The organism is Solibacillus isronensis, from assembly GCF_023715405.1.
GTDB classification, from domain to species: Bacteria; Bacillota; Bacilli; order Bacillales_A; family Planococcaceae; genus Solibacillus; species Solibacillus isronensis_B.
In genome coordinates, this window is sequence record NZ_JAMBOC010000001.1 from 964,882 (window position 1) to 991,658 (window position 26,777).

Here is a 26,777-nt window from a genome sequence, read left to right on the forward strand (position 1 = left end):
ATCACTCCTCATAAACCAGTACACATATTCAACCTGTACTTTATTTCAATATAGCTGTTAAATATGCTGTATTCTAACATGGATAAGGAATGACTTTCAATTTATTAATCTTTTAATAGCATATAATAATGTGTCGCGTAATAAAAATAAAGAAAAAAAGATATGCGGACATTTCATTAGTTAGGAAGAAAATGTGCATAAAATGGTATACTATAAGTAATTTGCAACTAAATTTAATGTAAATCGTCTAAACTTCACAGAAATAGAAAGGAAGTTGTAGGAATGGAAGAACAGACGCGACAAACGCGCTATCGAAAGAGAAAAATGCGTAAAGGGCGATTACTATTCGTAGTTGTATTTCTTTTACTTTTAAGTGTAATTGGATATAGCTATGTACAATATAATAAGGGGAAGAACTTGGCTAGCGATAAAAAAATTGAAGTAGAAGGTTTTGAACCAAATGATAATCACCCGACTATAGAAAATTATTTAATCTTAGGTGTTGATACTCGAGGGGAGGAAAAATCGCGTTCCGATACGATGATGCTTCTTTCCTGGAACAGAAAAACAAATGATATGAAGCTCGTATCATTTATGCGTGATATTTATGCGGACATACCTGGTTATCAATCATATAAACTGAATACGGCCTATTATTTAGGCGGGGTACCGTTACTTCAGGAAACGTTAAATAATATGTTCGATATACCAATCCATCATTATGCAATGATTGATTTTAAAAGCTTTGAAACATTAATTGATATTTTAGCTCCAAACGGTATTGAAATGGATGTGGAAAAAGATATGGGCGGATTAATCTATGTGGAAATTAAAAAAGGCATTCAAAACCTGAACGGTAAAGAACTGCTCGGCTATGCCCGTTTCCGAAGTGATGCTGAAGGTGATTTTGGACGTGTGGCACGTCAGCAAAAGGTAATTGAAGCTCTAAAGGATCAGCTATTTTCACCGAAAAACGTAGCGAATATCCCTAAATTCATTGGTGCTACTCAAGGTTACATTACGACAGATTTAACAAGTAAAGACCAGCTGACAACTGCATTAAAAGCCGTGTCTGGCGGTGAAATCAATGTTGAAAAAATGACGATTCCAGCAGAGGGTACTTACAAAATTAACAAGTACCGACATGCAGGGGAAGTACTGGAAATCGATATAGCGAAAAATTCGCAAATTTTACATGATTTTTTAAATTTAAACGAGTAAGCATTATATGTACATTCGTTATTCATGCTAAAATAAAGTATAAATTAAATATTGTTGAAATATTGAGGTGGTCTTTTGGAAAGAAAAAATGAAATGAATAAAATGAATTCATTACCCCAGGAAACGTCTAAATTTTTCTCTTCTAAATTTATTCGATTTTTAGGTGGTAAAAATTTATTATTCTTATTAGTGATCATCTTATTGGTTGGCTGTACGGTATTCGTGTACGATAAAATTTCCTTTATATTCGAGCCGTTACATGTATTATTTGAAGTCATCATATTGCCTGGTGTACTAGGGGCCATCTTGTTTTACTTATTACGCCCGCCATTGAAGCTTTTAGTGAGATGGAAAGTGCCGCGTGCATTGGCGATTCTAATTTTGTATATTATAGTAATTGCCTTGATCACGTTACTTGTGTTACTTGTTTTTCCGTTTTTACGTGATCAGTTTACAAACTTAGTGCAAGAATTCCCTGTAGTTTTAATGGCTCTTGCAAATGATTTATTAGCATTTTTAAATAACTCTCATTTCAGTGAGTATTTCGAAAAAATTAACTTTGACTACAATCAGATTCTAACGGACTTTACAGATAGTTTTATTACAACGGTAAAAGTAACGTTAGGTAGTTTAGCTACTGGTGTAGCCTCTGGGATAACAGGTTTCCTATCAACTGTTACAGGCATCATTTTATCGCTGGTCATTGTGCCGTTTATTACATTTTATTTATTATATGAGGGCGATAAAATGCCGCGCTTCATCTTACTTCTATTCCCACCGCGTATGCGTGAGCGAATTGGAGATGTATTGCATGATATGGACAAGCAAATTAGCTCCTACATACAAGGCCAGATTTTAGTATCGTTTTGTATTGGTGTCATGATGACAATCGGCTTTTTAATTATCGGAATGCCGTACGCTTTATTACTTGGCTTCCTGGCAATGATCACAAGTGTTGTTCCATATTTGGGACCCGCCATTGCAGCTACACCTGCTGCAATTATCGCGATTGTGAATTCACCATGGCTGTTAGTAAAGTTAGCTATTGTATGGACAATTGTACAATTAATAGAAGGGAAGTTTATATCCCCTCAGATTATGGGTAAATCATTAAGTATCCATCCTATTACAATTATTTTTGTATTATTAACAGCTGGCTCTTTATTTGGAGTCCCTGGTGTCGTGCTAGGTATTCCTGGTTATGCTTTAATAAAAGTGCTCATTTCACATACTTATCGAATCTTTAAACTGCGTTACAACCGTTTTCAGTCAGACGAGACGAATTTGTATGAAGAATTGAAATAACATTAAACAGGATAACGTAAAGATGGGGTGTGTTAAAAGCGAAACTTTTAACACGCTCCCTTTTTAAAATTTTTTACCAATTACATATTTATAATGGAGGAGTATACATGTTAAGCAAATGGCTAACATCATTAGAAGAGAATGGCGTGAAGGTTGAGACCGTCATTGAAAAGACAGAGCTTGTTGAAGGAGATATATTAAATGGTTCTGTTTATGTGACATCACATACAGAGGATGAAGAGGATAAAATCGATTACATTTCATTACTAGTACTTTGTGAAGAATTGGATGGCGAATTATCCATTGTCGGCAAACACTCGTTTCAGTTAGTTGGCGGGATTCGATCAAAAGATGGTGAAATTATTCCATTTGAGATTATTCCAGACGAACGCTGGGTATGCGGTAAAGATGAGCAACTCATCTTGCAAACGACCGTTGTATTTTTAGATGGTATGGAAATCGAAGAAAAAGGTGTTATATCGTATAGCGCCATTGAATAAAAGAAAAGGCGTTGCTGATACTTACATACAGCAACGCCTTTTAGTTTATAGTTTTATTGTGGACAGTCGTTTAACAGCTTCTTGCAGTTGCTCGACAGGCTGCACTAATGCGAGACGCATATAGCCTTCACCGGCTGTGCCAAATACCGTACCCGGCACCATCACGACACCTGTTTTTTCAATTGCCTTATAAGCAAAGTCGATGCATTTAATATCATACGGATATTTTGCCCAAACAAACATCCCGCCATCACTTGGCGCAACTTCCCAGCCGATTGATGTTAAGCCTTCCATCAGTGTTTTATGACGGACAGAGAAGGTTTCTCTCAGTACAGTAGTAACTTGCTCGGCATTGTCCAACGCTAAAGCAGCTACTTGCTGAATCGGTTCAAAAATACCAAAATCCAGGTTCGACTTCAGCTGTTTCATAATCCCGACTAATTGTGCATTTCCAACTATGTAGGCAATACGAGTACCAGCCAGACTGAAGCTTTTCGATAAAGAGTTGATTTCCAAACCGACTTCCATCGCACCAGGTGTCGCAAGGAAGCTGATTGGGGCATCCCCCTTAAAGTAAAATTCCGAATAGGCCGCATCATGCAGAACGATAATATTATACTTTTTCGCGAATGCCACGACTTCTTCAAAATACGCGATCGATGGCATGGCTGGTACCGGGTTACCCGGCAAGTTTAAAATTAGTAATTTTGCTTTTTGGCGAATCTCTTCTGGAATGGCTGTTAAATCCGGTAAATACTGATTTTCTTTAGTTAATGGCATATAGTAAGGTGTTGCACCTGCCAAATGAATCCCTGCATCATAAGCGACATATGCAGGGTTTGTAGTAAGTACGATATCACCAGGATCGCAGAATGCGACTGGCAAATGGACTAAACCTTCCTGAGAGCCAATTGTTTGGACAACTTCAGTTTCCGGATCTAATTCAACATTGTTTACTCGTTTATAATAGCGACATACCGCTTCATTGAATGTTTGAATACCCGTTAAAGTATAGCCGTAAGAAGACGAGAGTGCCGTAAGCTCGGACATTTTTTGGCGTAAATTCTCCGCCGGAGCAATATCAGGGCTCCCAAGGCTTAAATCAATGAGTACCGTTCCTTTTTGCTCTTGCAATTTTGCATGTTTTTTTAAGTCACCAAATATAGCCGGCACAAATAATGACATTTTTTTAGACGGTTGGATATTCAATCTTTAACACTCCTTAAAACTTTCAATTGTAAGCACCATTTTATCACACACATCACGTATAATGGGGATGAAATCAGAAAAGAGAATTAATTCACTGCATAAAGCACGAAACCGTAGTGGAATAGCAATATAGGTACTGGAAAATATTATTCTTAGGAAAATAAATGATTAAGAGGTGTAGAATGAAAATCTATTCATTAAGTGGGCCAAGCGGTACTGGGAAGAGTACGAGTGCTTTACAATTTGCACATGACAATGAAATTGAAGCCATCATTGATGACGGCATATTGATCGTAAACGGTGAAAAAGTCGCGGGGACATCCGCTAAATTTGAGAAAAACACGTTAAAAGCAGTGCGCCGCGCCATTTTGGATGATGACATACATAAATCGGAAGTACTGGAGGCGATTAGCTCCCATGATGTGAAATCCATTTTACTGATCGGCACATCCGACAAAATGACGAAAAGAATTGCAGCTCGGTTACAGCTAGGAGAAATCGATGAATTTCACTATGTCCATAATATCCGAACAGAAAAGGAAATCCGCATTGCAAAATATGTGCGGGAAATTCAGGGCAAACATGTTATGCCTGTTCCGTACCGCCAAGTAGAACAGAACTTTTTCAAACGCCTTATTCAGCGAGGGAAGGAAATTTTCTCTTCTTCACAAGTTAAGCTTGGCGAAACGACGATCGTACAGCCGGATTTTCATCAAAATAGTGTTTATATTTCTCGGAATGTATTTACCGACGTGTTGGACCATGTACTTGAGAAACAGGATAAACTGGCAAAATTCGAAATAGCCAATATCCAAACCGACGGCGTACCGCAAATGACAATCGGGCTTTATTTAAAGTCACCTGTATCCTATGTTGTGCCGGAATATCTATATAAACTTCAGAATGAAATTTCACAGGAATTTTCATTGCATTTCGGTATTGAACCGGAAATGATTCATGTGCAAATAAAAGGAATCAAGTGAATAGTAATAAGAGGAGTTGGCATGTATATGTCAGCTCTTTTTATATGGAGAATATTGTATAATAAATTTGTAGTTTCTATTTTTAGATGATTAAGTATATTCTAATTATCAAGTACTGATTGGATCAAATCTTTTAAAGTTGCAATGAGAATATAAGGGGGAAATGAGATGAATTACATGGAACAGCTACAGCAAATTTTAACACATGAGCAAGTGACAACAAATGAAGTGTTACGTACACAACATGGGAGAGATGAGTCTTATCATGAACCGCATTTACCGGATGTTGTTGTCTACCCGAAAACTCCAAAGGAAGTAAGCGAAATTGTAGCGCTTGCAAATGAACAGCGCATTCCAGTAGTGCCATTTGGTCTTGGTACAAGTCTAGAAGGACATGTGATTCCTTATCAAGGCGGAATCTCTTTGGATTTATCGCTTATGAATGCCGTATTGGAAGTAAGACCGGAAGATTTTCTTGTAAAGGTCCAACCAGGTGTCACGCGCAGCCAGCTAAATAAAGAATTAAAGAAATATGGCTTATTCTTTTCAGTCGATCCGGGTGCCGATGCGACATTAGGCGGAATGGCTGCGACGAATGCGAGTGGAACAACTTCTGTACGCTACGGCATCATGCGTGACCAAGTCCGTGATTTAGAAGTGGTTTTGGCAAATGGTGATGTAATCCATACTGGAGGATTGGCCGCGAAATCTTCTTCAGGCTATCATTTGAATGGTTTAATGGTCGGTTCCGAGGGGACACTTGGGGTCATTACTGAATTGACATTGCGTGTATTCGGGATTCCGGAAAGCATTGTTGCCGGCCGCGCGACATTTGAGACGATACAGAAAGCGGTCGATGCTGTTGTTTCATTAAAACAAGCCGGTATACCAATGGCCCGAATGGAACTTGTCGATAAACAAAGTATTGAAAAAGTAAACTTTGCTTCCGGAACAAATTTCCCCGAGACTCCAACGCTATTCTTGGAGTTCCATGGTAATGAGGCAGGTTTGCAGTCAGATGTTATTTTTGCGACTGAATTATTGAACGACAATGGCTGTATTGAGCTGGCATTTGAACAGGACGAACGTGCGCGCAATCAATTATGGGAGCTACGACATAACATGGCTTATACATATATTCATTCCGCACCAGGGAAAAAACTGATGTCTACAGATGTTGTTGTACCAATTAACTCATTGCCGGACGCGATTCAAAATTCCCGCGAGAAAATTGAAAACATGCAGATTGACGCGGGGATTGTCGGGCATGTAGGAGACGGCAATTATCATATATTGCTGATGGTAGATATGGAAAGTAAAGAAGAGATTGCAAGAGCAAAAGAACTGAATGAACATGTCGTTGAATACGCCTTGTCACTTGGTGGCACTTGTACGGGAGAACATGGTGTAGGTTATGGTAAGAAAAAGTACCAACAGCAAGAACACGGACTTGCCTACATGTGGATGAAAGAGATTAAACGGGTATTTGATCCGAACAACATTATGAACCCCGGCAAAATTTTTCTTGATTAGTGGTTGAACGATTTGTCGAAATTCGCTACAGTTACAGAACTTAAATAAAAAACAATTGAACTACAGGCAATTCAACAGCATTTGACAAGCGTCTTGTTAAAAACAGCTCAAACGACTTTGTATATTCTGCACGAATGGCGTCTAATTAAGGAACTTTAATTTGATGCATTCCTAACGAAAAAACTGCCTCGCATAAAGGAGGCAGTTTTTTTATTGTTTTGGAAGCTGTCTTGTGAAAACCGGCTGACGTTTTTCAACAAATGCACGAACACCTTCAGAAAAGTCTCTTTCGGAAACAAATGGTGTTGATCTTTCCCATAAAACAGGGGCCGAATCCACACATTCTTTAACCGAGCGTTTTACTGCTAATAAGGAATCAGGTGACATTCCGGCAACAAGCTTACCCATACGGATTGCAAAACGGTTCAGATCTTTTTCGGCAACTAAATAATTGAGCATTCCAGCTTTAAATGCTTCTTCTGCTTTATACATTCGTCCAGTGAATACAAAATCTTTCGTTGCGGATGGTCCGACCAAATCGACTAATCGCTTAGCGAATTTATTATTCAAAGTAATGCCGAGCTTACCGACCGGGATGCCCATTTTCGCTTTGTCCGAGCCGATACGAATATCACATGCAAGGGCAAGCTCCAGCCCAGCACCCATTGCCGGTCCGTTAATGACACCAATCACCGGAATCGGCAAGTTTTCTATTGTCGAAATCGTTTTTTCCATATGCACGAAGGCTTCTTCCGCTTTTTCCAGAGAAATCGAATTAAATTCTTTAATATCCGAGCCTGCTGTAAAGTTCTCGCCAGATCCGCGCAATAACAGCACCTTGTTTTTTGGATTTTCCAATGTACGCAATGCAATTTTGGCAAGCTGATCCCACATATTCGCCGTTAATGCATTTTTAAGTTGCGGGCGATGAATCGTAATAATGGCGAGCCCCGCAGTTTCCTGATAAATGATTTTCGCTTCTTCTGCTTCAAGTCTTGTCGTACGTACTTGCATTGATGGTCCCCCTTAATTATGTATACATAGTCATTATAGACGAAACAATATACAATAACATGCATTCCGGATGGTTCAAGTAAATATATCGAATATTCAGCAATTTCATGTATGAAATCCGTGTAATTATTACCACTTCGCATGTTACAATATAAAGAAAGGGGCGAAAAATGTGGAAGAAATCCAACCGTATGTTAAAGCGTTTACAGCTTACTTGAAGTCATTAAATAAATCCTTTCATACGACGAAACAATATACATTGGACGCAAAGCAATTCGCGGAAATCATTCAACATGAGAATCAGATTAATGAAGCATTGCAACTTTATTCAAAAATGATTCAGGAAAAGTATCCTTCGTTCAATTCGGTCAACCGCAAATTCGCATCCATTCGCCATTTCCTTACTTTCTTACAGCTGCGCGGTGTGATTTCCGTATATAACGAAGAAATCATTGCTCCGTTGACAAAGCAGGAAACGGAACTGAATGTACTGAAGGAAAAGCAATTTAATCGGGCATTAGCCTATTGGCCGAAACAGTATGAGATTGCGTTAAATGAGGAACATGAATGGCTTGCATTACGCAATACCGTCATTGTTTTTACCATTGCGGAGCTTGGTATTAAACCAGCAGAACTTGTGCGGATGGAATGGAAGCATATCCATGCCGAAAAGCGAGAAATCATTGTACTGGCTTCGAAAAGTTACCGTGTTTTGCAGTGTTCAAAAAAACTGCTCGAACTGCTTGAAGACTATAAACGCCATACAATTGAATTCATGCCGCTAACGGAGCAGTCACCGTATGTTTGGCTCGGTGTCGGTAATAAAATGGGGGAGCCGGTCACCGTCAAAACGATCGAACGGATTTTTAAGTCGATGTCCGAACAGCTCCAATTTAAAGTGACCGCTACCAATATGCGCTATCATGCAATTCAAAAACTATTAACAAAAAAAGAGGATCCAAAAGTTTTGTATGAGCAGTTCGGCTATGCGAGAAAAGGCGTCCTGCTTGAACGAGAACAACGATTCCCGAAAAACGGCTAGTAATTAATATGATTGATGAAAGATTGAGAGGGAATACAATGGCAATTTCAATGATGGAAGCATATACGATTGAATTATTAAAAACTCATCCTTATACATTTGAACAAGTTAAACACTTTATTGAAAATGACGAAATGTATCTATTAACAGATACTTATGATATAGATCCAGATAGTTTGAAAATTTTATTGAATGAAAAGGCTGAAGAGATGGAACGGGCTTTTGCAGGAAACTATAAGGTGAAATTTGTAACGATCAATGGTTTGAAAAACTTGCTGCGCATGCGTTTTCAAATTTCCGATGACCAGTATGAACTGCTGCCTGAAGGGAACGGTCTGCAATCATTAAAAGTCGATCCGATCACTGAACAGCACATTCGCGGAATGCTTTCTTCAAACTGGAAAGTCGAGCGTAATGGGGAACTAATTACATTATTTGTCTAGTTGGTATAAAAAGGGGATATGGGAACAGTCAATTGACTCATCCCATACCCCCTTTAGCGTTGTCGTCGCCTGTTTATTTTCCCGTAATAGCTAATTGAATATTTATAAACCTGGTTTAAAATGAGCAGTGCCAGCGTCAGTAAGCCGATAACCATCAGTATAAGTGCGATCCATTCAAAGAAAGTAAAACTAAAAATTTCGGATAGTTTAAATGGCTCTGCCAGCATTTCAATGACAAGGTTCATTCCGTATATACCGGAAATCATACTGAAAATCGTTAAAATAAAAATCAGTTTATTTAACCGGTCTGTTGAACGGTCTTCCTGTATCCGGTACAGTTCTTCTAGCGTTTCTTTCGTCTCGCGGTATAGTCCGTCAATACGGAATACTTTCCTGAAATAGTGCGAGATTTCCTTCCCCTCTGTACGTGCCGATACCTCAGTAAAATAATACCTCGATGCAAACTTCGTAATCTGTTCGATTAACTCCTTTACAATATCCTTATCTTTTGAAAACTTTAATTCACTATGTTCGAATACGAGCTTTAACAACATCAGCTTATAAAAATAGTGAATAAGCAATGTATAGTAAGAGACTGAGTGAAAGCTGTTTAAATTTTTATACATGCTTTTGTCATCTACGGATGATAGGTGAATATGGCCTTGCAATGTTGTAATAATATGAAATTTTGGTGCCCATCTTTCGTAGCAATGTTCCTCAACAAAGCGTTTGATATACTCCTCATTTGTACTCGAAATATAAGGACCCCCTTTGCTGTCCCGACCATTTAATTGTCCTGCCCGATACAGTAAATGTTCATCGATTTCCGCGTCTTCTCCCATATGAAAAAAAGCACTGACATACATGCGCTCATCTTCAAAAAATGGGATTTTGCTTATGTTTTTGTGAATTGATGAATAATCAACAAAATAATTTTCCAAAAATGGGGCGATTTTTTTTAATAATAATTCGTCTGTATTATTAAAGAAAAAATTGTCGTAATAAATTTCCGTACCAAGCTCTTCATCAATTTTTGGCCGCAGCACTCTAAAAAAATGACCGAATGATAACGCGGCATTCATATCGACATTATCCGCCAACTGAATTCTCAGCGCTAAAATTCCAATACCAAATGGACACAGATTAATATCCGCACTCAATAACGTAAATGGAATTTCATCGAATGCCGTCTTCATTTTTCCTTCACATTGGATTTTTTTCGAGTAACGGTTGAAGTTTCGTACGGAAATTTCGTCATTCAATAATTTCTCCTCCATGAAAGGATAAAAGAATTGCGTTAACAATTGGGGGGATACTTTAATATCGGGTCCGTAAAGTGTTTCGTTAAATTCCTCTTCATCGATCGTAAAGTGATAAAATTTGTTGCGCTTTAATACTTGCTGTAACTTTTCAAAATCGTACTGTCGATAATTGAAAGGATAATAAAAAACATAGTGGGTTTTTAGCGAATTCATCCTTTCACCTCCTGGAACATCTATTCCCAAAATTCGATAAATTTAACCAAAAAGGGCTTCGACAGAAATCGATCTCAGACGATTCGACACGGGTCATCATACACGATTCGACATTTCACTTCGTCTGAGAGCGAAATCGCGAAACAAGAACATATGTTTCTATTTATTGTCGAAAAACCGCTTAAATCTACTAAATTAGCAATAATGTTCCCAAATATGAATTTGGGAACATTTTTTATGCTATAATTAGAGCGAAATAGAAGGGGATTGGACGAAAATGAAGCTGCCGAAATTTTTACGTGATTTTTTAATTTACTTAACAACGATTACGGGAAAGTCCCAAAGAACCCGAAAAGAATATGAATATGATCTTATTTTGTTCATGCGTTTTCTAAAAGCGATCGAAGAAGATATCCCGTTAGACCGTTTACATACAATCGACATTTCTACGTTTACAGTTGATCAAATTAAAGAAGTGTCTCTGGAAGACTTATATTTGTTTATGGAGTATTGCGAAGTACAACGCGGCAACTCCTCTGCAGCCCGCGCTCGTAAAGTAGCAACATTAAAATCCTTTTTCAAATATTTAAAAGGAAAGCGCCGTCTAATTAATGAAAACCCGGCTGAACATTTGGAAACACCAAAAATCGGACGACGCCAACCGGTTTATTTAAATTATAATGAGGCAAAGGATTTTATCGGTGCTGTACAGATACAGTCTTACAGTGCACGCGATGAATGCATGATGGTCTTTTTCCTGAACCTCGGTATTCGTGTTTCCGAGTTGTGTTCACTCAATATCGATTCCATCAATGGCCGAATGCTGACGGTGATCGGGAAAGGGAATAAGGAACGGCATGTGTATTTAAATGATGCGTGTATAAATGCATTAGAAAAGTATTTACAGGAGCGACATGCATATAAAGGGGAAGGGAAAGAACCACTGTTCATTTCTCAAAAAGGGACACGTTTTGCGAGACAGTCGATTGCACGGATCGTGAAAGTGATCAACGCCAACAGTCAGTCACCGAAAGAAAAGCTGACACCGCATAAACTTCGACATACTTCCGCGACCATGATGTATAAATCCGGAGCGGACATTCGAACATTGCAGCATATTCTTGGCCACTCGAGTGTAGCAACAACACAAATTTATACGCATATCGAAGACGAACAAATTCAGGAAGTACTTAAAAATAATCCATTCAATAATTTATAATAATAATATTATGTAAACTAAATAAATATAAAAGACTTAATCAGGAAAGAAGATCGGCACATATCCTGTTAAAATCCAAAAAACACCCATTTTCTATTTGTTAGAAAACGGGTGTTTTTTTAAGCGATCAATTAATGTAATTCGCCTTCATTTTTATTCAGTTGTATGGAGTTCATTGCTTTAAAATCATTTCCGGTTGGATTTTGGAAGAGTCTCAGGTCAAACTCGGATGCGATTGCAAAGAGATGATCGAATATATCCGATTGGATCGACTCATAAACTGCCCAGTTGATATCGTTTGAGAACGTGTAAATTTCAAGTGGTAACCCATGTTCACTTGGCGCCAATTGTCTTACCATCGTTGTCATATCTTTATGGATTCCTGGATGGTTTTTTAAATAGTTGCTAATATATGTTCGGAACAACCCGACATTTGTCAGTGCTCTGCCATTCACCTGATGGCTAATATCAATACGATGTTTAATATTGTATTCCGTAATTTCCCGTTGTCTCGTATCAATATAGTCCGTAAGATAATGAATCTTGCGCAACTCCTTGATCTTTTCCTCAGAACAAAACGCGATACTTGTTGTATCAATAAAGATGGAGCGTTTTATCCTTCTGCCACCAGTAACTTGCATACCTCTCCAGTTTTTAAAAGAATCCGAAATCAATGCATAACTAGGAATCGTTGTTATTGTTTTATCAAAGTTTTGGACTTTTACGGTATTTAATGAAAGATCAATGACATCACCGTCTGCGCCGTATTTCGGCATTTCAATCCAATCTCCTACACGGACCATATCATTAGATGTTAATTGAATCCCTGCGACAAGACCTAATAAGGAGTCTTTAAAAACGAGCAGCAGCACAGCTGACAGTGCACCAAGTCCACTTAGGATAATCAGTGGATTTTTACCAATTAAGTTCGCGATGATTAATATAATCCCCAGTACATAGACAATAATTTTCGCTACTTGAATATAACCTTTAATCGGCTGAACTTTGGAAATTTCAAATGTTTGATAAATATCATGAACAGCATTCAATAAACTGCCTATTAGACTTATTACGACGATGATGATATACGTAGTGGCCCCTTTTTCAATGAGGTCCTGATACGTAAAAGCTTCAGCAAAATGATAAATAATAATCGCCGGAACGATATGAGATAACTTGTGGAATACTTTCTTTTCTAAAAGGATGTTATCCCACGTATATTTATTATTATTCACAATATGTGTAATAAATCTGATGACAATCTTTTTAGTTATAAAGTTTGCCAATAAACAAAGGAGCACGATAAAAATAATCATGATTCCCACTGAGAGATACTCAGCAACTATAGTATTTACGCCAAAATCGATTAGTTTTTTATAAATAAGATTCATCTAATTCCTCCCGCCTCCTATGGTAACAAAGATGTCGATAAGATGAAATGATTGTCTACTGCGGATTCCTGATAAAAACCCTTGTCGAAAATTTCCGGAAGTAAAATAAAGATTCAGATAATTCATTGACACTGTCCCTAAACTGTTATATATTTAATTTACAAATAAAAACTGTTATATAACAAAGGAGAGAAGAACAATGAGTTATTTTGAAAAAGGGTATAAAATGTATGTAGAAAAGTGTGAACAGTTTGGATTACAGCCATTGAATTTCCGGTATTACGTAAATCAGCTTTCCTATCAGCAATTACTTGCGTATAACGGCTATGCAATGGAACAGGAGATGAGACAAAATGATTAGTCCTCAAACCGAAACAGTTTATTATAAGGATGTAATGCCGATTCATTCAATCGAACTCGTGAACATCCACTATATCCAGCCCGATTTGACGATGGAAATGTCCCACATATGTGCAAATTACGCCATGCTGCATCGAGGTGTTTATGAAATTACAACTTAATCTACTGTTATAAATCAATCTACGAATCCGTTGTAGATTGATTTTTTTTATTGTTTGGCTCTTTGTAAATCAAAAAGGCTGCTTCGTAATCGAGTTACAAAGCAGGCCTTTATTAATCAAGCAAATAACTTTCAATTCGCAAAAACTCTTCCTCATCGATATTGTCCATATATTTATACAGCAAATCGAGATCGACTTTGATTTCATCTTTATGTGTTAAATAGAACTGCTCTGTCAAATGAGAGATTATTAACGGAACCGCTTTTTGATGGTTAAACCGGTGTAAATAGGTCGATAAAAAATCCTCATTTACTGCAATATCCGTGTTTTGGCCCAGCGCATTGAAATCGACATAATTGATATGCGCCGTTAAAAATTGTTCCGTTAAATGCACATTATATTGGCAAATGTAAGACCAATCCAGCTCATTTTTGTACTTATTCAGCCAATGCAGCTCCGCAATTGCGGTAAATAACTGTTTTTGTTCGTCACTGTATGCCTTAAATTTTTTATCCATTTCGGCATTTGTTAATCGTCGGTCCCCATACCGGTTATACTTCTGACTGACTAGTGACGGAATTCCTTTCACTAAATGCTCACTCCCAGACCATTTATACGAACCGCGGTCATATTCGAAAAGCTGCATATCCATATCCGGGATTTCATCGGCTTCCGGTAAATAAATAAGCTCAAATGAATTATAAAAGACATTACTTTCAATGAAGTCATCCAGTTGATCGACAAAATCCGGATTCAAACGCTTTTTGTTGGCCATTAATGTTGTTACTAAATAACGTTTAAAGGACATCGACAACCGCGCAAGTACAGGCTTGTTATACTGGAGTGCTTCCAGATCCACATCGGGCAAATAATCGATTATAAACTGCTCTGATAGAAGCGGGTTCGCATAACTTACATACGTAGACGGCAAGTATTGAAAATAAGCCGTCAAGCGGGAAGGATGCAACTGGACTGCTTGATGGCACCAGTTTCGGTAAGCTTCTAAAAATACACGGTCATATGGAAGCTGCTCGTAAACAGTTTCATCATTCGATTCCATTTGTTTCACAATGGACAGATCATTAAAATCATCTACCGAAAACTGTGCAGGGAACGGAATTTCCTGAAAAGCACTATTTAAATGGAAAGTTGCTTTTGGCTTCGTCGAAACAAAACTATACGTCCCGATTGCTCCGCGCTCTTCCAGTAAGATATAGGCAAGTTCCTGGCGTTCATCCCGTGTTAATTCACAGTCTTTCGGAAACTTTACAGCAGCAAAATATTGCGCTTTTGCCAAGTCATAGAAAAACTTGTAATCGCCTTCTTTTGTATAAGGTTCCTTTGATTCATTTTGCTGCCAGTAGAGGAGGGCTCCTTGAATCGGATTTCTATTTGAAAACGTAATATTCGCGATTGAAAAGATATTTTGCGCTAATGCGTCATCATACAGAACTTTAATAAACTCGATCTTTTTAATTTTTAGCATGCTAAGACACCTCCGTTCCTACTATTATATACTTGAATCATTGAAATTCCGAAAAAAAAGTTCGCAAATTAGGTTTAAGGATGTTTTGACGTGGTATATTACTTGTAAGTAAAGTTGCGGTCACTGAAGAGTAGATGTAAGTTAACCACTAGTTTAGATTGTTTATATGATGATTTCTATTAGCTTCGTTGTATGCGTTTATAAAGCAACATTCACAGTTTATTTTAGGCAATTAATGAACAAAAATGCTTTAACGAAGATTTTCGAAAGATGCCAGCAAAAGTTAGGCGAGCGTAATGCATACACGAATTGAGATATACCATTATTGAGATATACCATTGAAAATTTCAGCTCAAACGTTTTATATGATGTTAAACTAACGTACGAAACATTACAACTTAATAGGCAATACCGACCGCAACTTTACGCCTTTCACTCCTTATGCCATAAGGAGTGTTTTCTTTTGTGCAATAATGGCTATAATATACGTAACGAATTGCTGATAGGAGAATGACAATGTGGAAGATACATAATGGGAAACTGATTCAAACAACAGATGAATCTAGAATCCGGTACAAAACGCGAATGAGCGCGGCAATTATTAACAGTTTAAAGCAGCTTGCCGAAAAATATGACACACATATCGGTTATTTATTGGAAAATGGTTATAGTAATTTAATCGAATCCGGTTCAATCGTTTACGACAAAAAAAACCGGCCTAAAGATCGCATCGAATTCCGGACGACATGCGATAAAGAATTACTGGATAGCCTGAAAGAATTTGCAAAGGATCATAGCCTGAACTTAAACGACGTCATTGAAGCAAGTGTTGCGTATATCAATTATGAGGATGTTAAACACGCAAATTGGCGTTACCGTGTAGAAGTTTAATAAAAAAATGATGAAAGCAATTGGGGAACCGATTGCTTTTTTGTTATATAAAGTGGCGAATTTCCTACCTTCCCCCTAAATTTATTCCATATTTTACAAATTCATTTTATTGGTGCTATACTATGGAAATCTATAAAGAGTATAAGGAGGTTAGTAGAAATGTTCAAATTCAGTTGGGTAGGGAGCGAAACGCATTTTGTTGATTTACCGCACATTCAGCAATTCAAGAATCTTACAATTGGACGGTTTGGTGGCCATTCATCAGCAGGGCAATATAAAAACGAGGATGGTTGTATCGTCTGGGTGAATGAAGAACAGAATTGGGAATTTGTCATGATTTTGGATGCTCATAACAGTGCGGAAAGTGCCGAACTTGTCGTGGAAACTTTTACGAAAGAAGAACATAATCTGACTTCAATTTTTAACAAGCCACTTTCTGAAGCTTTTCTGGAATTAGATCATCATATCCTACATATTTTTCAAAATCCGCTCTTTTTAGCCCGTTGCCGTGAAGTACAAGGGGAAACGGCATGTCTGATCGTGTTAAGGAAAGACAAATATATTTGGTGGTTTTCAGTTGGGGACTGTATTTTTCATTTATTTCATCCCGAATTGGCTGAAATGCAGCAATATCAGTTAAATCAAAGAAATTTCTACGAGTGGATCGGGAGTGTCAATACATTTGAATTGGATGTGCCGTGTTACAGTACGGGTCGCAGAGAATTGCGAAAAGGAAGGAATCAGCTGTTTTTGACAACGGACGGACTAACGGAATGTCCTCAAACTACATTTGATAACCCGAAGGATATTATGAATGTATTTGACCATGCCCAGTCTCTACACGATTCTGTAAGGCAGCTATTAAAAGAGATTGAAGCAAAAGGTGTACGGGACAGTACAACAATTGTTTCATGGACGGTTGATGTCGATCAAAATGCAACTGAACCAAGTAATAAATAATTTATAGGAGGGGTTTTATATATGTTTAAAGTTAAAACAGATTTTATCAAAGGTTATAAAGGTAAGGATATTGATTATACTGTTTTAAGTACCGATGAGCATGCCTCAAAATTGGCGATTTTGCTTCCTGGAGCTGGCTATACCGCGCAAGCACCACTTCTTCATTATTCGACGGGCGTGTTTTCACATAAATCGGTGGATGTGCTGCAGGTGAATTATACGTATAACGATAAGTTTTATGATTCCTTCACTATGGATGAGCTCGTTGAAGCGATTAAACATGATGTAGGTACAGTCATTGATAAAGTTTTAGAAGAGAACTCATATGATGGCTATTATCTTGTTGGAAAGTCTCTAGGAACGATTGCTATGGCTTCATTGTTAGACAAAGAAATCTTTCATAATGCAAAGGCTGTATGGTTAACGCCGCTTCTTAATCGGGATGATGTTTTTGAATCAATGTTACACAGCCGTAACGAAAGTTTATGTTTTATTGGGGATGATGACACGCATTATAATGCGGAAAGATATCGTCAATTCGCCAATAATCCAAAACTGGTGTCAAGACTACTGGAAGGAGCGGATCACAGCCTGCAGTATAAGGGCGATCCTGTCCGTTCAATTGATTTGTTAAAAACGGTCATTAAGGAAATCGATGAATTTTAATGAAAAAAACCTTCCACCAATTCGATGGAAGGCTTTCATTTTATTCTAAATGATCAATTGCATACTGTGCTTCTTCAGCCGTAAATTTTTCTCCGTATTCGGAAATCAATTGATCATAAATAGCAGTGTCAGACATTGCCATTGTTTCAGCGTATGATTTTGCTTTTTCTAATGCGTTCGCTTTCCAGTCAAACTCCAGGTTATCGATTGCATATTGCGCAGCTTCTTTAGGGAAACCTTCTCCATACTCCGAAATTAACTGATCGTAAATACCAGCTTTAGACATTTGCATTGTTTCCGCATACATTTCAGCTTTTTTCAACGCAGATTTATATTCGCGCGGTACATTATCTTCTTTTGCTTCCTCTTTTGGCTCTTCTTTTGTATCTGCTGCGTTTTCTTTCGGTTCAGTTGTCGCTTCAACTTTTGTATCTGAATCCACTTCAGATGTTTCTCCATCACTGAACACTGCAATGATTACTATTAATATAATAAGGGCTAAAAACCCGCCACAACCAAGTTTAAATGCTTTCTTCAACGCGGTAAATCCTCCTTTTTGATTCTAAATATATATTACTAGTTATTGTAGGATAATAATACTGGTAATATTTTTATGTAGAGCAAATGTTTATTAATAAATTGATATATTTAATGGAATTTATATAAAATGTGTCGAATTAATTGTAAATACCTTTTCGGGGAGAAGGCGTTAAATTGTTAAAGGGGTGGCTGAAGCTTATTCTCGTGATAAGTAGGTGGAGAGAAGGTAATTATTATAATAAAAAAGTACTTTTGCAAAGAGTAGTTACAAAAGTACCAAATACTTATATTTAAGGTTTTAAAACAACTTTTATACAGTCATCTTGCTTTGTATCGAATATTTCATAGCCATGTTTTGCTTTTTCAAGTGGGAGGACATGTGTAATAATATCACCTGCATTCACCTTACCATCAGCGATTAAGTTATAGACATGAGGCATGAGATGCACGACAGGGGCTTGTCCGGTGCGTATTGCTACATTGCGTTGGAAGATGTCACCGAGTGGGAAAGCGTTGTACCGGCCACCATAAACACCGGTAATTTGGATTGTTCCTCCTTTGCGTACTGCTTGACTGGCGGTCACAATCGCTCCCATAGCACCACTTTGCAGTTTTATACCACTTGCCAGAAACTCTAATGGCGTCATTTTTCCGCTCATCCCGACACAATCAATGACAACGTCCGCGCCGCCCTTTGTAATCTCTTTTAAATATTCACCACAATTTTCATGGTCTTCAAAATTAACGATTTCGACCTTGTTTGTCTTCTTTGCGTGTTTAAGACGATATCTTATATAGTCAACTGCGATTACTCTTTCTGCACCTTTTAACCAAGTAAATTTTTGCGCCAATAGCCCAACAGGTCCGCAACCAAGAATAACAACCGTATCTCCTTTTTTCACACCGGCATTTTCTACACTCCAAAAAGCAGTAGAGGCAGCATCGGCAAGGAGAACGAGACTTTCATCAGGAACTTCAGATTTCTCCGGAATTTTAAAAGGGAGGAAATTGCCATAGGGAACACGCATATACTCTGCCTGTCCTCCAGGAAAACCGCCTGTTGTATCTGAATAGCCGAAGTAGGCGCCCATTTCACCATTGTCATTTGCATTATCACATTGACTTTCCAGCTCGTGATTACAATACCAGCATTGACCACAGGCTATATTAAAAGGAATGACAACCCGGTCACCTTTTTTAACCTTCGTCACATCTTTGCCGACTTCTTCTACAATTCCCATTGGTTCATGCCCAACGACATAATCTTGGCCTATATTTGGTATCATTCCATGCATCAGATGCAAGTCAGATCCGCAAATAGCTGTTGTTGTTAGACGGATTATAATATCATCGGCTTTTTTAATTTTAGGGTCTTTTACTTCCTTGACCTCAACATTTTTTATACCTTGAAAAGTAACAGCTTTCATTAAAAAATCCCTCGTTTCCGTTTACTTTTTTGGTGGGGTAGGGAACATTCCTTTGCGGTTCATGCTCTTAGGAAATAAATCCAACTGTGCAATACTTATCGCATTTTCAGCAGATTTAATATCCAACTCTTTTTGACCTTCTAGATGATAAGGCTTCAGCCATTCTTTTTTCATCATAAGCTCAGAAATCTCAAAATATAGATCAATCATCACATTGAGTTGCGTTCTCATGATTTTTTGCAGTGCTGGGGAAGCTGTTTCGGTTAAGGCGATTGAAAGATTTCGAATTCCCGTCTTTGTTGTAAGCAAAAACTCAAGCGCAACTCCCGAATCCGTTAGTTCAGGCATTCCGATTGAATTGATTGGATCTAAATAGTCTTCCATAAATTTGACCTCCTAATATACCAGTTCCGATTTAGAGTAGAGCTTAACCATTGCGGCAAGTGCTGGGGTAGATAATTTCACATTTTTATCTAATAAAGCCCTTAAATCATCATCAAAGACAACACCTTGACTTAACTTCGATTTAAGTAAACTAGTTGTCATAAAGTTTATAACTTCATGAAATTCCATTGTTTCATGAAGAGCTAATTTTTTCTCTAACACGTTAAACGCACCTCCAGATTTTTCTTTAAAAAGTTTACCCTGGAGTAAATCTCTTTATACAAATTTGCCTTTAAATCAAGGATAATGCAATTTATTCTATTGTCGAATAACATCGATACTTCATTCAAATATTCATTTGACTATTTAGATGAAGAAGCATAACCTAATATATACAATCAAACGTATATTAGAATATAGAGGTGAATACTTTGCAGAAAGCAAATGATGTGTGTGAAATCACGTGTATAAATGAGGACAATGTCGTCTGGATTCAAAAGAAATTATCTATGGAAAACCCAATAGAAGTAGCCAAAATTTTCAAAGCCTTATCAGATGATACAAGAATTAAAATTGCTTATGCATTGTCACAAAATGAACTGTGTGTTTGTGACGTTGCCAATATTGTAGGAGCATCTACAGCTACAGCTTCACATCATTTAAGACTGCTTAAAAATCTCGGAATAGCTAAATACCGTAAAGAAGGGAAATTAGTTTATTATTCATTGGATGACGATCATGTAAAACAACTCATTGAAATAGCATTTGCCCATCAAAAGGCAGGTGTTCAAGTTGAATAATTCAACGGATTCATTAATGGATAAAAAGGTATTTAGAGTTGAGGGTTTTTCCTGTGCAAACTGTGCAGGGAAGTTTGAGCGCAATGTAAAAGAACTAACTGGGGTTCAGGAAGCAAAGGTGAATTTTGGCGCTTCGAAAATTAGCGTGTATGGGGATGCGACAATCGAGGAATTAGAAAAAGCAGGTGCTTTTGAGAATCTGAAAGTGATTCCTGATAAGCCTGTTCGCGAAGAAGGCAATTATACGAATGGAAATAATCGACTTACAGAGGTAAAAGTACCTTTTTATAAAAAGCACAGTACTTTAATGTATGCCGGGTTATTTATTGTCTTTGGCTATCTTTCACAGTTTATAAACGGGGAAGATAATCTCATCACTTCGTTATTGTTTATCACATCAATTGTTATTGGCGGATACTCTCTTTTTAAAGTCGGTTTCCAAAACTTGCGTCGTCTAGATTTTGATATGAAAACTTTAATGACAGTTGCTGTAATTGGTGCAGCGTTCATCGGTGAATGGGCAGAAGCATCGATTGTTGTGATTCTCTTTGCGATCAGCGAAGCACTTGAGCGCTATTCAATGGATAAAGCAAGACAATCAATTCGCTCATTAATGGATATCGCTCCAAAAGAGGCCCTCGTTAGAAGAAATGGTCAAGAATTAATGCTTCATGTAGAAGAAACCACAGTCGGGGACATCATGATTGTAAAACCTGGTCAAAAAATTGCGATGGATGGTGTTGTCGTAAACGGTTATTCTTCTGTAAACCAGGCCGCTATTACGGGTGAATCAGTTCCTGTCGGTAAATCAGTAGATGATGAAGTATTTGCAGGTACATTAAATGAAGAAGGTTTACTTGAAGTTAAAATAACAAAATTAGTCGAAGATACAACCATTTCAAAAATTATTGAATTAGTTGAGGAAGCACAAGCTGAACGAGCACCTTCACAGGCATTCGTAGATAAATTTGCAAAGTATTATACACCCATTATTATGCTGATCGCAGGTTTAGTTGCAGTAGTGCCACCTCTTTTCTTTGATGGTAGTTGGGAAATTTGGGTTTATCAAGGATTATCCGTTTTAGTAGTTGGTTGTCCATGTGCACTCGTCATTTCTACACCTATTTCTATTGTTTCGGCAATCGGAAATGCAGCTAATAAGGGGGTCCTTATTAAAGGTGGCGTTTATTTAGAAGAAATGGGCGCTTTAAAAGCAATCGCATTTGATAAGACAGGGACTTTAACAAAAGGTATTCCCGTTGTTACAGATTATAAAATGACTGAAAATAATATAAATGAAGAAGATTTACTTGCAGTGATTGCGGCGCTTGAAAATCGTTCCCAACACCCCCTTGCATCGGCAATTGTTAAAAAAGCAGAAAATGATTCAATTTCTTTTACGGGTGTTGTAGTAGAAGACTTTACTTCAATTACAGGGAAAGGCGTTAAGGGTACAATTAAGGGAATAACTTATTATATTGGTAGTCCCCAACTATTTAAGGAGATGGACTCGATAAATTTCAGTCACAATCTAGAACAGGATGTAACCGAATTTCAAAATCAAGGTAAAACTGTGATGGTAATTGGAACTGAAAAATTAATACTTGCAATTATTGCTGTTGCTGATGAAGTCCGTGAATCAAGCAAAGAGGTAATTAATAAATTGCATCAACTTGGCGTTCAAAAAACAATCATGCTTACGGGTGATAATAAAGGAACTGCTAGGGCAATAGGTGACTATGTTGGGGTATCAGAAATACAAGCCGACTTAATGCCTGAAGATAAATTGAGTTTTATAAAAAAATTAAGAGCTGAGTATGGCAATGTAGCGATGGTAGGCGACGGTGTAAACGATGCACCTGCGTTAGCAGCTTCTACAGTAGGTATTGCGATGGGTGGTGCTGGTACCGATACAGCATTAGAAACTGCTGATGTTGCCTTAATGGGCGATGATTTAAAAAAACTCCCATTCACTGTAAAGTTAAGCCGAAAAGCATTAAATGTTATTAAGGTTAACATTGCTTTTGCGGTAGGTATTAAATTCCTTGCACTACTTTTAGTAATACCCGGCTGGTTAACATTGTGGATTGCCATACTTTCAGATATGGGAGCCACACTTTTGGTATCGCTAAATAGTTTACGGCTTATAAGAGTAAAAGAATAATGAAAAGGGCTTCCGGAATATGGAAGCCCTTTTCATTTTTAATCAACCTTTTTCTAAAGTGAGTCTTTTTTATCTAAAAAAAGGATTTGCGAACTGAACTGTTTTCTCATTTCTTTGATGCAATAGTAAATAATAGGGTTGCAAAAATAATGGTCATAACATAATATAAGCATATCATTATATAGTGATTTATTTTTTAATCATAATATAAGCATATTATTATATAGCTATGGAGGGATATGATGGAGCTCGATTTAATGGAAAAGCAGTTGAAGGCTGTTGCGGACGCCAATCGTTTACGCATTTTAGCCTGTCTGAAAAAAGGGGAAGTATGCGTATGTGATTTTACGGACGTCCTTAAAATTTCACAGCCTGCTGTGAGTCAGCATTTACGAAAGCTAAAGGAAGCTGGCATTATTACAGAACGTAAAGTCGGGACGTGGAAGCATTACCGTATTCATGAAAATCAAACTTCGTTAATGCAAAATATACTTGCTTCAATTAATGAGGATTCGACATGTGGATGTAAAATTAACAGCGACTGTGTGGAGGGCTAAAATATGAATATGTTTGTTATTTCGGCACTCATTTTTATCATTACCCTGATTTTTGTCATCTGGCAGCCAAAAGGACTGAATATTGGCTGGTCGGCAATGGCCGGAGCAATCGTTGCATTACTTGTTGGTGTGGTCGATTTTAACGATGTCGGGACAGTAATAGATATTACATGGAATGCCACATTATCGTTTATTGCAATTATTTTAATTTCACTTGTATTAGATGAGATTGGTCTGTTCGAGTGGGCTGCATTACATATGGCGCGGGCAGCAAAAGGCAATGGTGTAAAAATGTTTGTGTTTGTCAGTTTGCTTGGAGCGGTTGTGGCTGCATTATTTGCGAACGACGGAGCGGCACTAATTTTAACGCCAATAGTGTTAGCGATGGTGCGAAATTTACAATTTAGCGAAAAAATGATTTTCCCGTTTATTATGGCGAGTGGCTTTATTGCAGACACAACGAGCTTACCGTTTGTAGTGAGTAACTTAGTCAACATCGTATCAGCAGACTTCTTTGATATTGGGTTTGTGGAGTATGCTTCACGTATGATTATTCCGAACTTGTTCTCGCTTGCGGCAACGATTGTTGTACTGCTGATTTACTTTAACAAATCGATTCCACGTGAATACAATGAATCGATGTTAAAGGAACCACGCCTTGCGATTAAAGATATGAAAATGTTCAAGTTATCTTGGTTTGTACTTGCAATTTTAGTAGTTGGCTATTTCTCAAGTGAATTTATTGGTGTACCGGTTTCGCTCGTAGCAGGCGTTATCGCGATTTTCTTCTTAGTCATGGCAAGACAAAGTGCTGTCGTGGATACAAAAGCCGTTGTGAAAGGGGCACCTTGGAATATCGTATTCTTCTCAATCGGGATGTACGTTGTTGTATACGGACTAGGCAATGCAGGATTAACCCCTATGTTAGCTAGTGTAATTGAATGGACAGCAGAGCAAGGTTTGTTTGCAGCTACAGTTGGAATGGGCTTTATCGCGGCATTTCTATCATCTGTCATGAACAATATGCCAACTGTGATGGTCAATGCTTTAGCGATTGCAGAAACGACGACGGATAGTACGTTACGTGAAGCATTAATTTACGCTAATGTTATCGGCTCAGACTTAGGTCCAAAGATTACACCAATCGGGTCACTTGCGACACTGGTTTGGTTATATGTATTGTCTCAAAAGGGTGTGAAAATCTCTTGGGGTACGTACTTTAAAACAGGGATTGTGTTAACGGTGCCGATCTTAATTTTTACATTAATCGGACTTTATATTACATTACGAATCTTTTAAAGGAGTTTATAATATGACAAAAAACACACTATATTTCTTATGTACAGGAAATTCATGCCGTTCACAAATGGCGGACGGATGGGCACAAAAGCTATTACCGGAAGATTGGAAAGTGTATTCAGCTGGAATTGAAACGCATGGTGTCAATCCCAATGCGATTAAGGCAATGAATGAAGTAGGAATCGATATTTCTCACCATACGTCGAATTTAATTAATCAAGATATTTTAAACAAAGCAACATTAGTCGTAACACTTTGCGGAGATGCGGCGGATAAGTGTCCAATGACTCCTCCAGGTGTGCGCCGTGAGCATTGGGGATTTGAAGATCCCGCTAAAGCTACGGGTACAGAGGAAGAAAAATGGGCAGTGTTCCAGCAAGTACGGGATGCGATCGGTGCTCGTATACAGCAGTTTGTAAACGAAGAGTTAAAAAAATAAGTATACAGATGTGTCGCCGAGAGGTAAGTGGAATCTTTGAACAGGCGATAATATTCAAGCTGTACTATCTTAGTTATTGACAAGTGTTATTTAATCTAACTAGGAGAGGCAATAATGATGACCAAATCAGTAACAAAAAAATCCGTTTAAACCTAATTCTTTACAGAAGAAGATGCTAAAGTAATGGTTTCATCCTGTCATCTAATATATATATTGAAAATTCAAGATCAAACTTAAAGCAGCTAAGATTTCATTTTAATCTCAGCTCCTTTAATAGTTGAATGATATTTTGTATATGAAAGTTTTATTGATTTTGATTTTCAGTTGATTATATTGTTGATTTAGTTAGTTGACTGTCCAACTACCATCACCATTTAATGTTTGCCCTAGTACAAATGAAGATTGCTCTTACATAAGCCATAATGCTGCTTCAGCCTGAGTGGTTCCTTCGCAATGTTTGATTGCAACATTAGTTAAAGATTTGACCACCAGCGCAGTTAATCGTTGAGCCGTTTAACATTTTGCTGTTGTTCATTGCGAACAGCATTGCATCTGGGTGGTTTTTAATAAAGTTTGATAAGAATCTTTAATTAAGTTACAAACGGGGGAATGGCAACTTATTTGGTTTAACCAATTTTTAATTTGCATTAATAAATTTTATGCTTTATTATAAAATTAACCACTGGTCAAATAGAGGTGTAATTTATGGGACGAAAGAAAGTTGAGAATGGATTAACAAAGGATATGATTGTTGAGGAGGCAGACCGACAGTTTCTTCAAATTGATTTTCAAAAAGTGTCGATGCGTTCTATTGCAAGTGCTTTAGGATTTAGTCACGGCTCTATTTACTACCACTTTCAAAATAAAACAGATTTATTTAATGCGGTTATTGAAAAGTATTTCACAATATTAAACAACTTATTAGATAGTGCCTTAAAATTTGATTGCCTTGAAGGTACTAAATATGTATTAACTAACTATATTCAATTTGGCTTAGACAATCAAAGCCAGTATGATTTTATGTTTGTTAAACACGATGGTTTAAATGATCCCTTACAACAAATCGCTCCAAGAGAAAGCTTAAAAAAGTTCAATCATACTTTACAATGCCTACATAAGCATACATTAGATGAAAATAACATCCACTCGACATTTATAGCGCTTCACGGCTTTGTCCTTTATTATAAAGGACGCGTTGAAAATTTCGAACAAGCGCAAGAAGAAGCACAATCCTATACCGATTTTTTACTAAAAACTCTAGTTCGCTAGAGTTTTCTTTTCACTCTTTATTAACCACTGGTCAATTAA

28 protein-coding genes are annotated in these 26,777 nt (G+C 37.5%); 19 read left to right on the forward strand and 9 right to left on the reverse strand.

The window, feature by feature from the left end:
• Window positions 1-282: 282 nt before the first annotated feature.
• The 3 genes from M3166_RS04940 (at window position 283) to M3166_RS04950 (ending at window position 3,026) form a co-directional block, all read left to right on the forward strand.
• On the forward strand, window positions 283-1,221 hold the full coding sequence (locus tag M3166_RS04940; protein WP_251687905.1) for an LCP family protein: 939 nt from the start codon (window positions 283-285) through the stop codon (window positions 1,219-1,221).
• A gap of 93 nt (window positions 1,222-1,314) precedes the next feature.
• Window positions 1,315-2,526, forward strand: coding sequence for an AI-2E family transporter (locus M3166_RS04945; RefSeq protein WP_427711591.1), 1,212 nt, complete (start codon window positions 1,315-1,317; stop codon window positions 2,524-2,526).
• 107 nt (window positions 2,527-2,633) lie between these two features.
• Window positions 2,634-3,026: a cysteine synthase gene (locus tag M3166_RS04950; RefSeq protein WP_251687907.1), complete on the forward strand. Its 393-nt coding sequence runs from the start codon at window positions 2,634-2,636 to the stop codon at window positions 3,024-3,026.
• Window positions 3,027-3,071: 45 nt separating this feature from the next.
• Here M3166_RS04950 and M3166_RS04955 read toward each other — a convergent pair whose 3' ends face one another.
• Window positions 3,072-4,235, reverse strand: coding sequence for an aminotransferase class I/II-fold pyridoxal phosphate-dependent enzyme (locus tag M3166_RS04955; RefSeq protein ID WP_251687909.1), 1,164 nt, complete (start codon window positions 4,233-4,235; stop codon window positions 3,072-3,074).
• 182 nt (window positions 4,236-4,417) lie between these two features.
• Between M3166_RS04955 and M3166_RS04960 the strand changes: the two genes are divergently transcribed.
• The gene (locus M3166_RS04960) at window positions 4,418-5,218 is read left to right on the forward strand and encodes a hypothetical protein (protein WP_251687911.1); all 801 of its coding nucleotides are present in this window, start codon (window positions 4,418-4,420) and stop codon (window positions 5,216-5,218) included.
• A gap of 168 nt (window positions 5,219-5,386) precedes the next feature.
• On the forward strand, window positions 5,387-6,751 hold the full coding sequence (locus M3166_RS04965; RefSeq protein WP_251687913.1) for an FAD-binding oxidoreductase: 1,365 nt from the start codon (window positions 5,387-5,389) through the stop codon (window positions 6,749-6,751).
• Between the two features lie 210 nt (window positions 6,752-6,961).
• On the opposite strand, the gene M3166_RS04970 is transcribed toward M3166_RS04965, so the two are convergent.
• Window positions 6,962-7,765: an enoyl-CoA hydratase/isomerase family protein gene (locus tag M3166_RS04970; protein ID WP_251687915.1), complete on the reverse strand. Its 804-nt coding sequence runs from the start codon at window positions 7,763-7,765 to the stop codon at window positions 6,962-6,964.
• A gap of 172 nt (window positions 7,766-7,937) precedes the next feature.
• Between M3166_RS04970 and M3166_RS04975 the strand changes: the two genes are divergently transcribed.
• Together M3166_RS04975 and M3166_RS04980 are read left to right on the forward strand one after the other, a co-directional pair.
• A complete protein-coding gene (locus tag M3166_RS04975) occupies window positions 7,938-8,807 on the forward strand; it encodes a tyrosine-type recombinase/integrase (RefSeq protein ID WP_251687917.1) in 870 nt (289 codons plus the stop codon).
• Window positions 8,808-8,845: 38 nt separating this feature from the next.
• Complete coding sequence (locus M3166_RS04980; RefSeq protein WP_251687919.1) at window positions 8,846-9,250, forward strand: hypothetical protein; 405 nt, start codon at window positions 8,846-8,848, stop codon at window positions 9,248-9,250.
• A 53-nt stretch (window positions 9,251-9,303) separates the two neighbouring features.
• Here M3166_RS04980 and M3166_RS04985 read toward each other — a convergent pair whose 3' ends face one another.
• Entirely contained in the window at window positions 9,304-10,725 is a 1,422-nt protein-coding gene (locus M3166_RS04985; RefSeq protein ID WP_251687921.1) for a CorA family divalent cation transporter, read from the reverse strand.
• 277 nt (window positions 10,726-11,002) lie between these two features.
• Between M3166_RS04985 and M3166_RS04990 the strand changes: the two genes are divergently transcribed.
• The gene (locus M3166_RS04990) at window positions 11,003-11,944 is read left to right on the forward strand and encodes a tyrosine recombinase XerC (RefSeq protein ID WP_251687923.1); all 942 of its coding nucleotides are present in this window, start codon (window positions 11,003-11,005) and stop codon (window positions 11,942-11,944) included.
• A 131-nt stretch (window positions 11,945-12,075) separates the two neighbouring features.
• Here M3166_RS04990 and M3166_RS04995 read toward each other — a convergent pair whose 3' ends face one another.
• A complete protein-coding gene (locus tag M3166_RS04995) occupies window positions 12,076-13,335 on the reverse strand; it encodes a mechanosensitive ion channel family protein (protein WP_251687925.1) in 1,260 nt (419 codons plus the stop codon).
• 199 nt (window positions 13,336-13,534) lie between these two features.
• Between M3166_RS04995 and M3166_RS05000 the strand changes: the two genes are divergently transcribed.
• The gene (locus tag M3166_RS05000; RefSeq protein WP_251687927.1) at window positions 13,535-13,696 is read left to right on the forward strand and encodes a transcriptional regulator; all 162 of its coding nucleotides are present in this window, start codon (window positions 13,535-13,537) and stop codon (window positions 13,694-13,696) included.
• Complete coding sequence (locus M3166_RS05005) at window positions 13,689-13,856, forward strand: hypothetical protein (RefSeq protein ID WP_251687929.1); 168 nt, start codon at window positions 13,689-13,691, stop codon at window positions 13,854-13,856. Before M3166_RS05000 ends, M3166_RS05005 begins: the two co-directional genes overlap by 8 nt.
• Before the next feature lie 112 nt (window positions 13,857-13,968).
• Here the strand turns inward: M3166_RS05005 and M3166_RS05010 are convergent, their stop codons facing one another.
• Window positions 13,969-15,342: a nucleoside-diphosphate sugar epimerase gene (locus M3166_RS05010; protein WP_251687931.1), complete on the reverse strand. Its 1,374-nt coding sequence runs from the start codon at window positions 15,340-15,342 to the stop codon at window positions 13,969-13,971.
• Between the two features lie 516 nt (window positions 15,343-15,858).
• On the opposite strand from M3166_RS05010, the gene M3166_RS05015 reads away from it, so the two are divergent.
• The 3 genes from M3166_RS05015 (at window position 15,859) to M3166_RS05025 (ending at window position 17,859) form a co-directional block, all read left to right on the forward strand.
• Window positions 15,859-16,233, forward strand: coding sequence for an rRNA methyltransferase (locus tag M3166_RS05015; protein WP_251687934.1), 375 nt, complete (start codon window positions 15,859-15,861; stop codon window positions 16,231-16,233).
• A gap of 159 nt (window positions 16,234-16,392) precedes the next feature.
• Window positions 16,393-17,193: a protein phosphatase 2C domain-containing protein gene (locus tag M3166_RS05020; protein WP_251687936.1), complete on the forward strand. Its 801-nt coding sequence runs from the start codon at window positions 16,393-16,395 to the stop codon at window positions 17,191-17,193.
• Window positions 17,194-17,214: 21 nt separating this feature from the next.
• Complete coding sequence (locus M3166_RS05025) at window positions 17,215-17,859, forward strand: alpha/beta family hydrolase (RefSeq protein WP_251687937.1); 645 nt, start codon at window positions 17,215-17,217, stop codon at window positions 17,857-17,859.
• A 40-nt stretch (window positions 17,860-17,899) separates the two neighbouring features.
• On the opposite strand, the gene M3166_RS05030 is transcribed toward M3166_RS05025, so the two are convergent.
• From M3166_RS05030 to M3166_RS05045, 4 genes are all read right to left on the reverse strand, one after another.
• Window positions 17,900-18,397, reverse strand: a complete 498-nt coding sequence (locus tag M3166_RS05030; RefSeq protein ID WP_251687939.1) for an Ltp family lipoprotein — start codon at window positions 18,395-18,397, stop codon at window positions 17,900-17,902.
• A gap of 292 nt (window positions 18,398-18,689) precedes the next feature.
• Complete coding sequence (locus tag M3166_RS05035; protein WP_251687941.1) at window positions 18,690-19,826, reverse strand: zinc-dependent alcohol dehydrogenase; 1,137 nt, start codon at window positions 19,824-19,826, stop codon at window positions 18,690-18,692.
• A 21-nt stretch (window positions 19,827-19,847) separates the two neighbouring features.
• On the reverse strand, window positions 19,848-20,210 hold the full coding sequence (locus M3166_RS05040) for a spore coat protein (protein WP_079526734.1): 363 nt from the start codon (window positions 20,208-20,210) through the stop codon (window positions 19,848-19,850).
• A gap of 12 nt (window positions 20,211-20,222) precedes the next feature.
• A complete protein-coding gene (locus M3166_RS05045) occupies window positions 20,223-20,432 on the reverse strand; it encodes a spore coat protein (protein WP_079526732.1) in 210 nt (69 codons plus the stop codon).
• A 209-nt stretch (window positions 20,433-20,641) separates the two neighbouring features.
• Between M3166_RS05045 and M3166_RS05050 the strand changes: the two genes are divergently transcribed.
• The 6 genes from M3166_RS05050 (at window position 20,642) to M3166_RS05075 (ending at window position 26,738) form a co-directional block, all read left to right on the forward strand.
• Window positions 20,642-21,010 (forward strand): ArsR/SmtB family transcription factor, encoded by a 369-nt coding sequence (locus tag M3166_RS05050; RefSeq protein ID WP_251687943.1) that lies wholly within the window; start codon window positions 20,642-20,644, stop codon window positions 21,008-21,010.
• A gap of 16 nt (window positions 21,011-21,026) precedes the next feature.
• Window positions 21,027-23,174 carry a heavy metal translocating P-type ATPase gene (locus M3166_RS05055; RefSeq protein WP_251690014.1) on the forward strand — a complete coding sequence of 716 codons (2,148 nt, stop codon included), beginning with the start codon at window positions 21,027-21,029 and terminating at the stop codon, window positions 23,172-23,174.
• Between the two features lie 242 nt (window positions 23,175-23,416).
• Complete coding sequence (locus tag M3166_RS05060) at window positions 23,417-23,731, forward strand: ArsR/SmtB family transcription factor (RefSeq protein ID WP_251687946.1); 315 nt, start codon at window positions 23,417-23,419, stop codon at window positions 23,729-23,731.
• A 3-nt stretch (window positions 23,732-23,734) separates the two neighbouring features.
• Entirely contained in the window at window positions 23,735-25,030 is a 1,296-nt protein-coding gene (locus M3166_RS05065; protein ID WP_251687948.1) for an arsenic transporter, read from the forward strand.
• A 13-nt stretch (window positions 25,031-25,043) separates the two neighbouring features.
• Window positions 25,044-25,469 (forward strand): arsenate reductase (thioredoxin), encoded by a 426-nt coding sequence (arsC, locus tag M3166_RS05070; protein WP_251687950.1) that lies wholly within the window; start codon window positions 25,044-25,046, stop codon window positions 25,467-25,469.
• Window positions 25,470-26,174: 705 nt separating this feature from the next.
• The gene (locus M3166_RS05075; RefSeq protein ID WP_251687952.1) at window positions 26,175-26,738 is read left to right on the forward strand and encodes a TetR/AcrR family transcriptional regulator; all 564 of its coding nucleotides are present in this window, start codon (window positions 26,175-26,177) and stop codon (window positions 26,736-26,738) included.
• Window positions 26,739-26,777 lie beyond the last annotated feature (39 nt).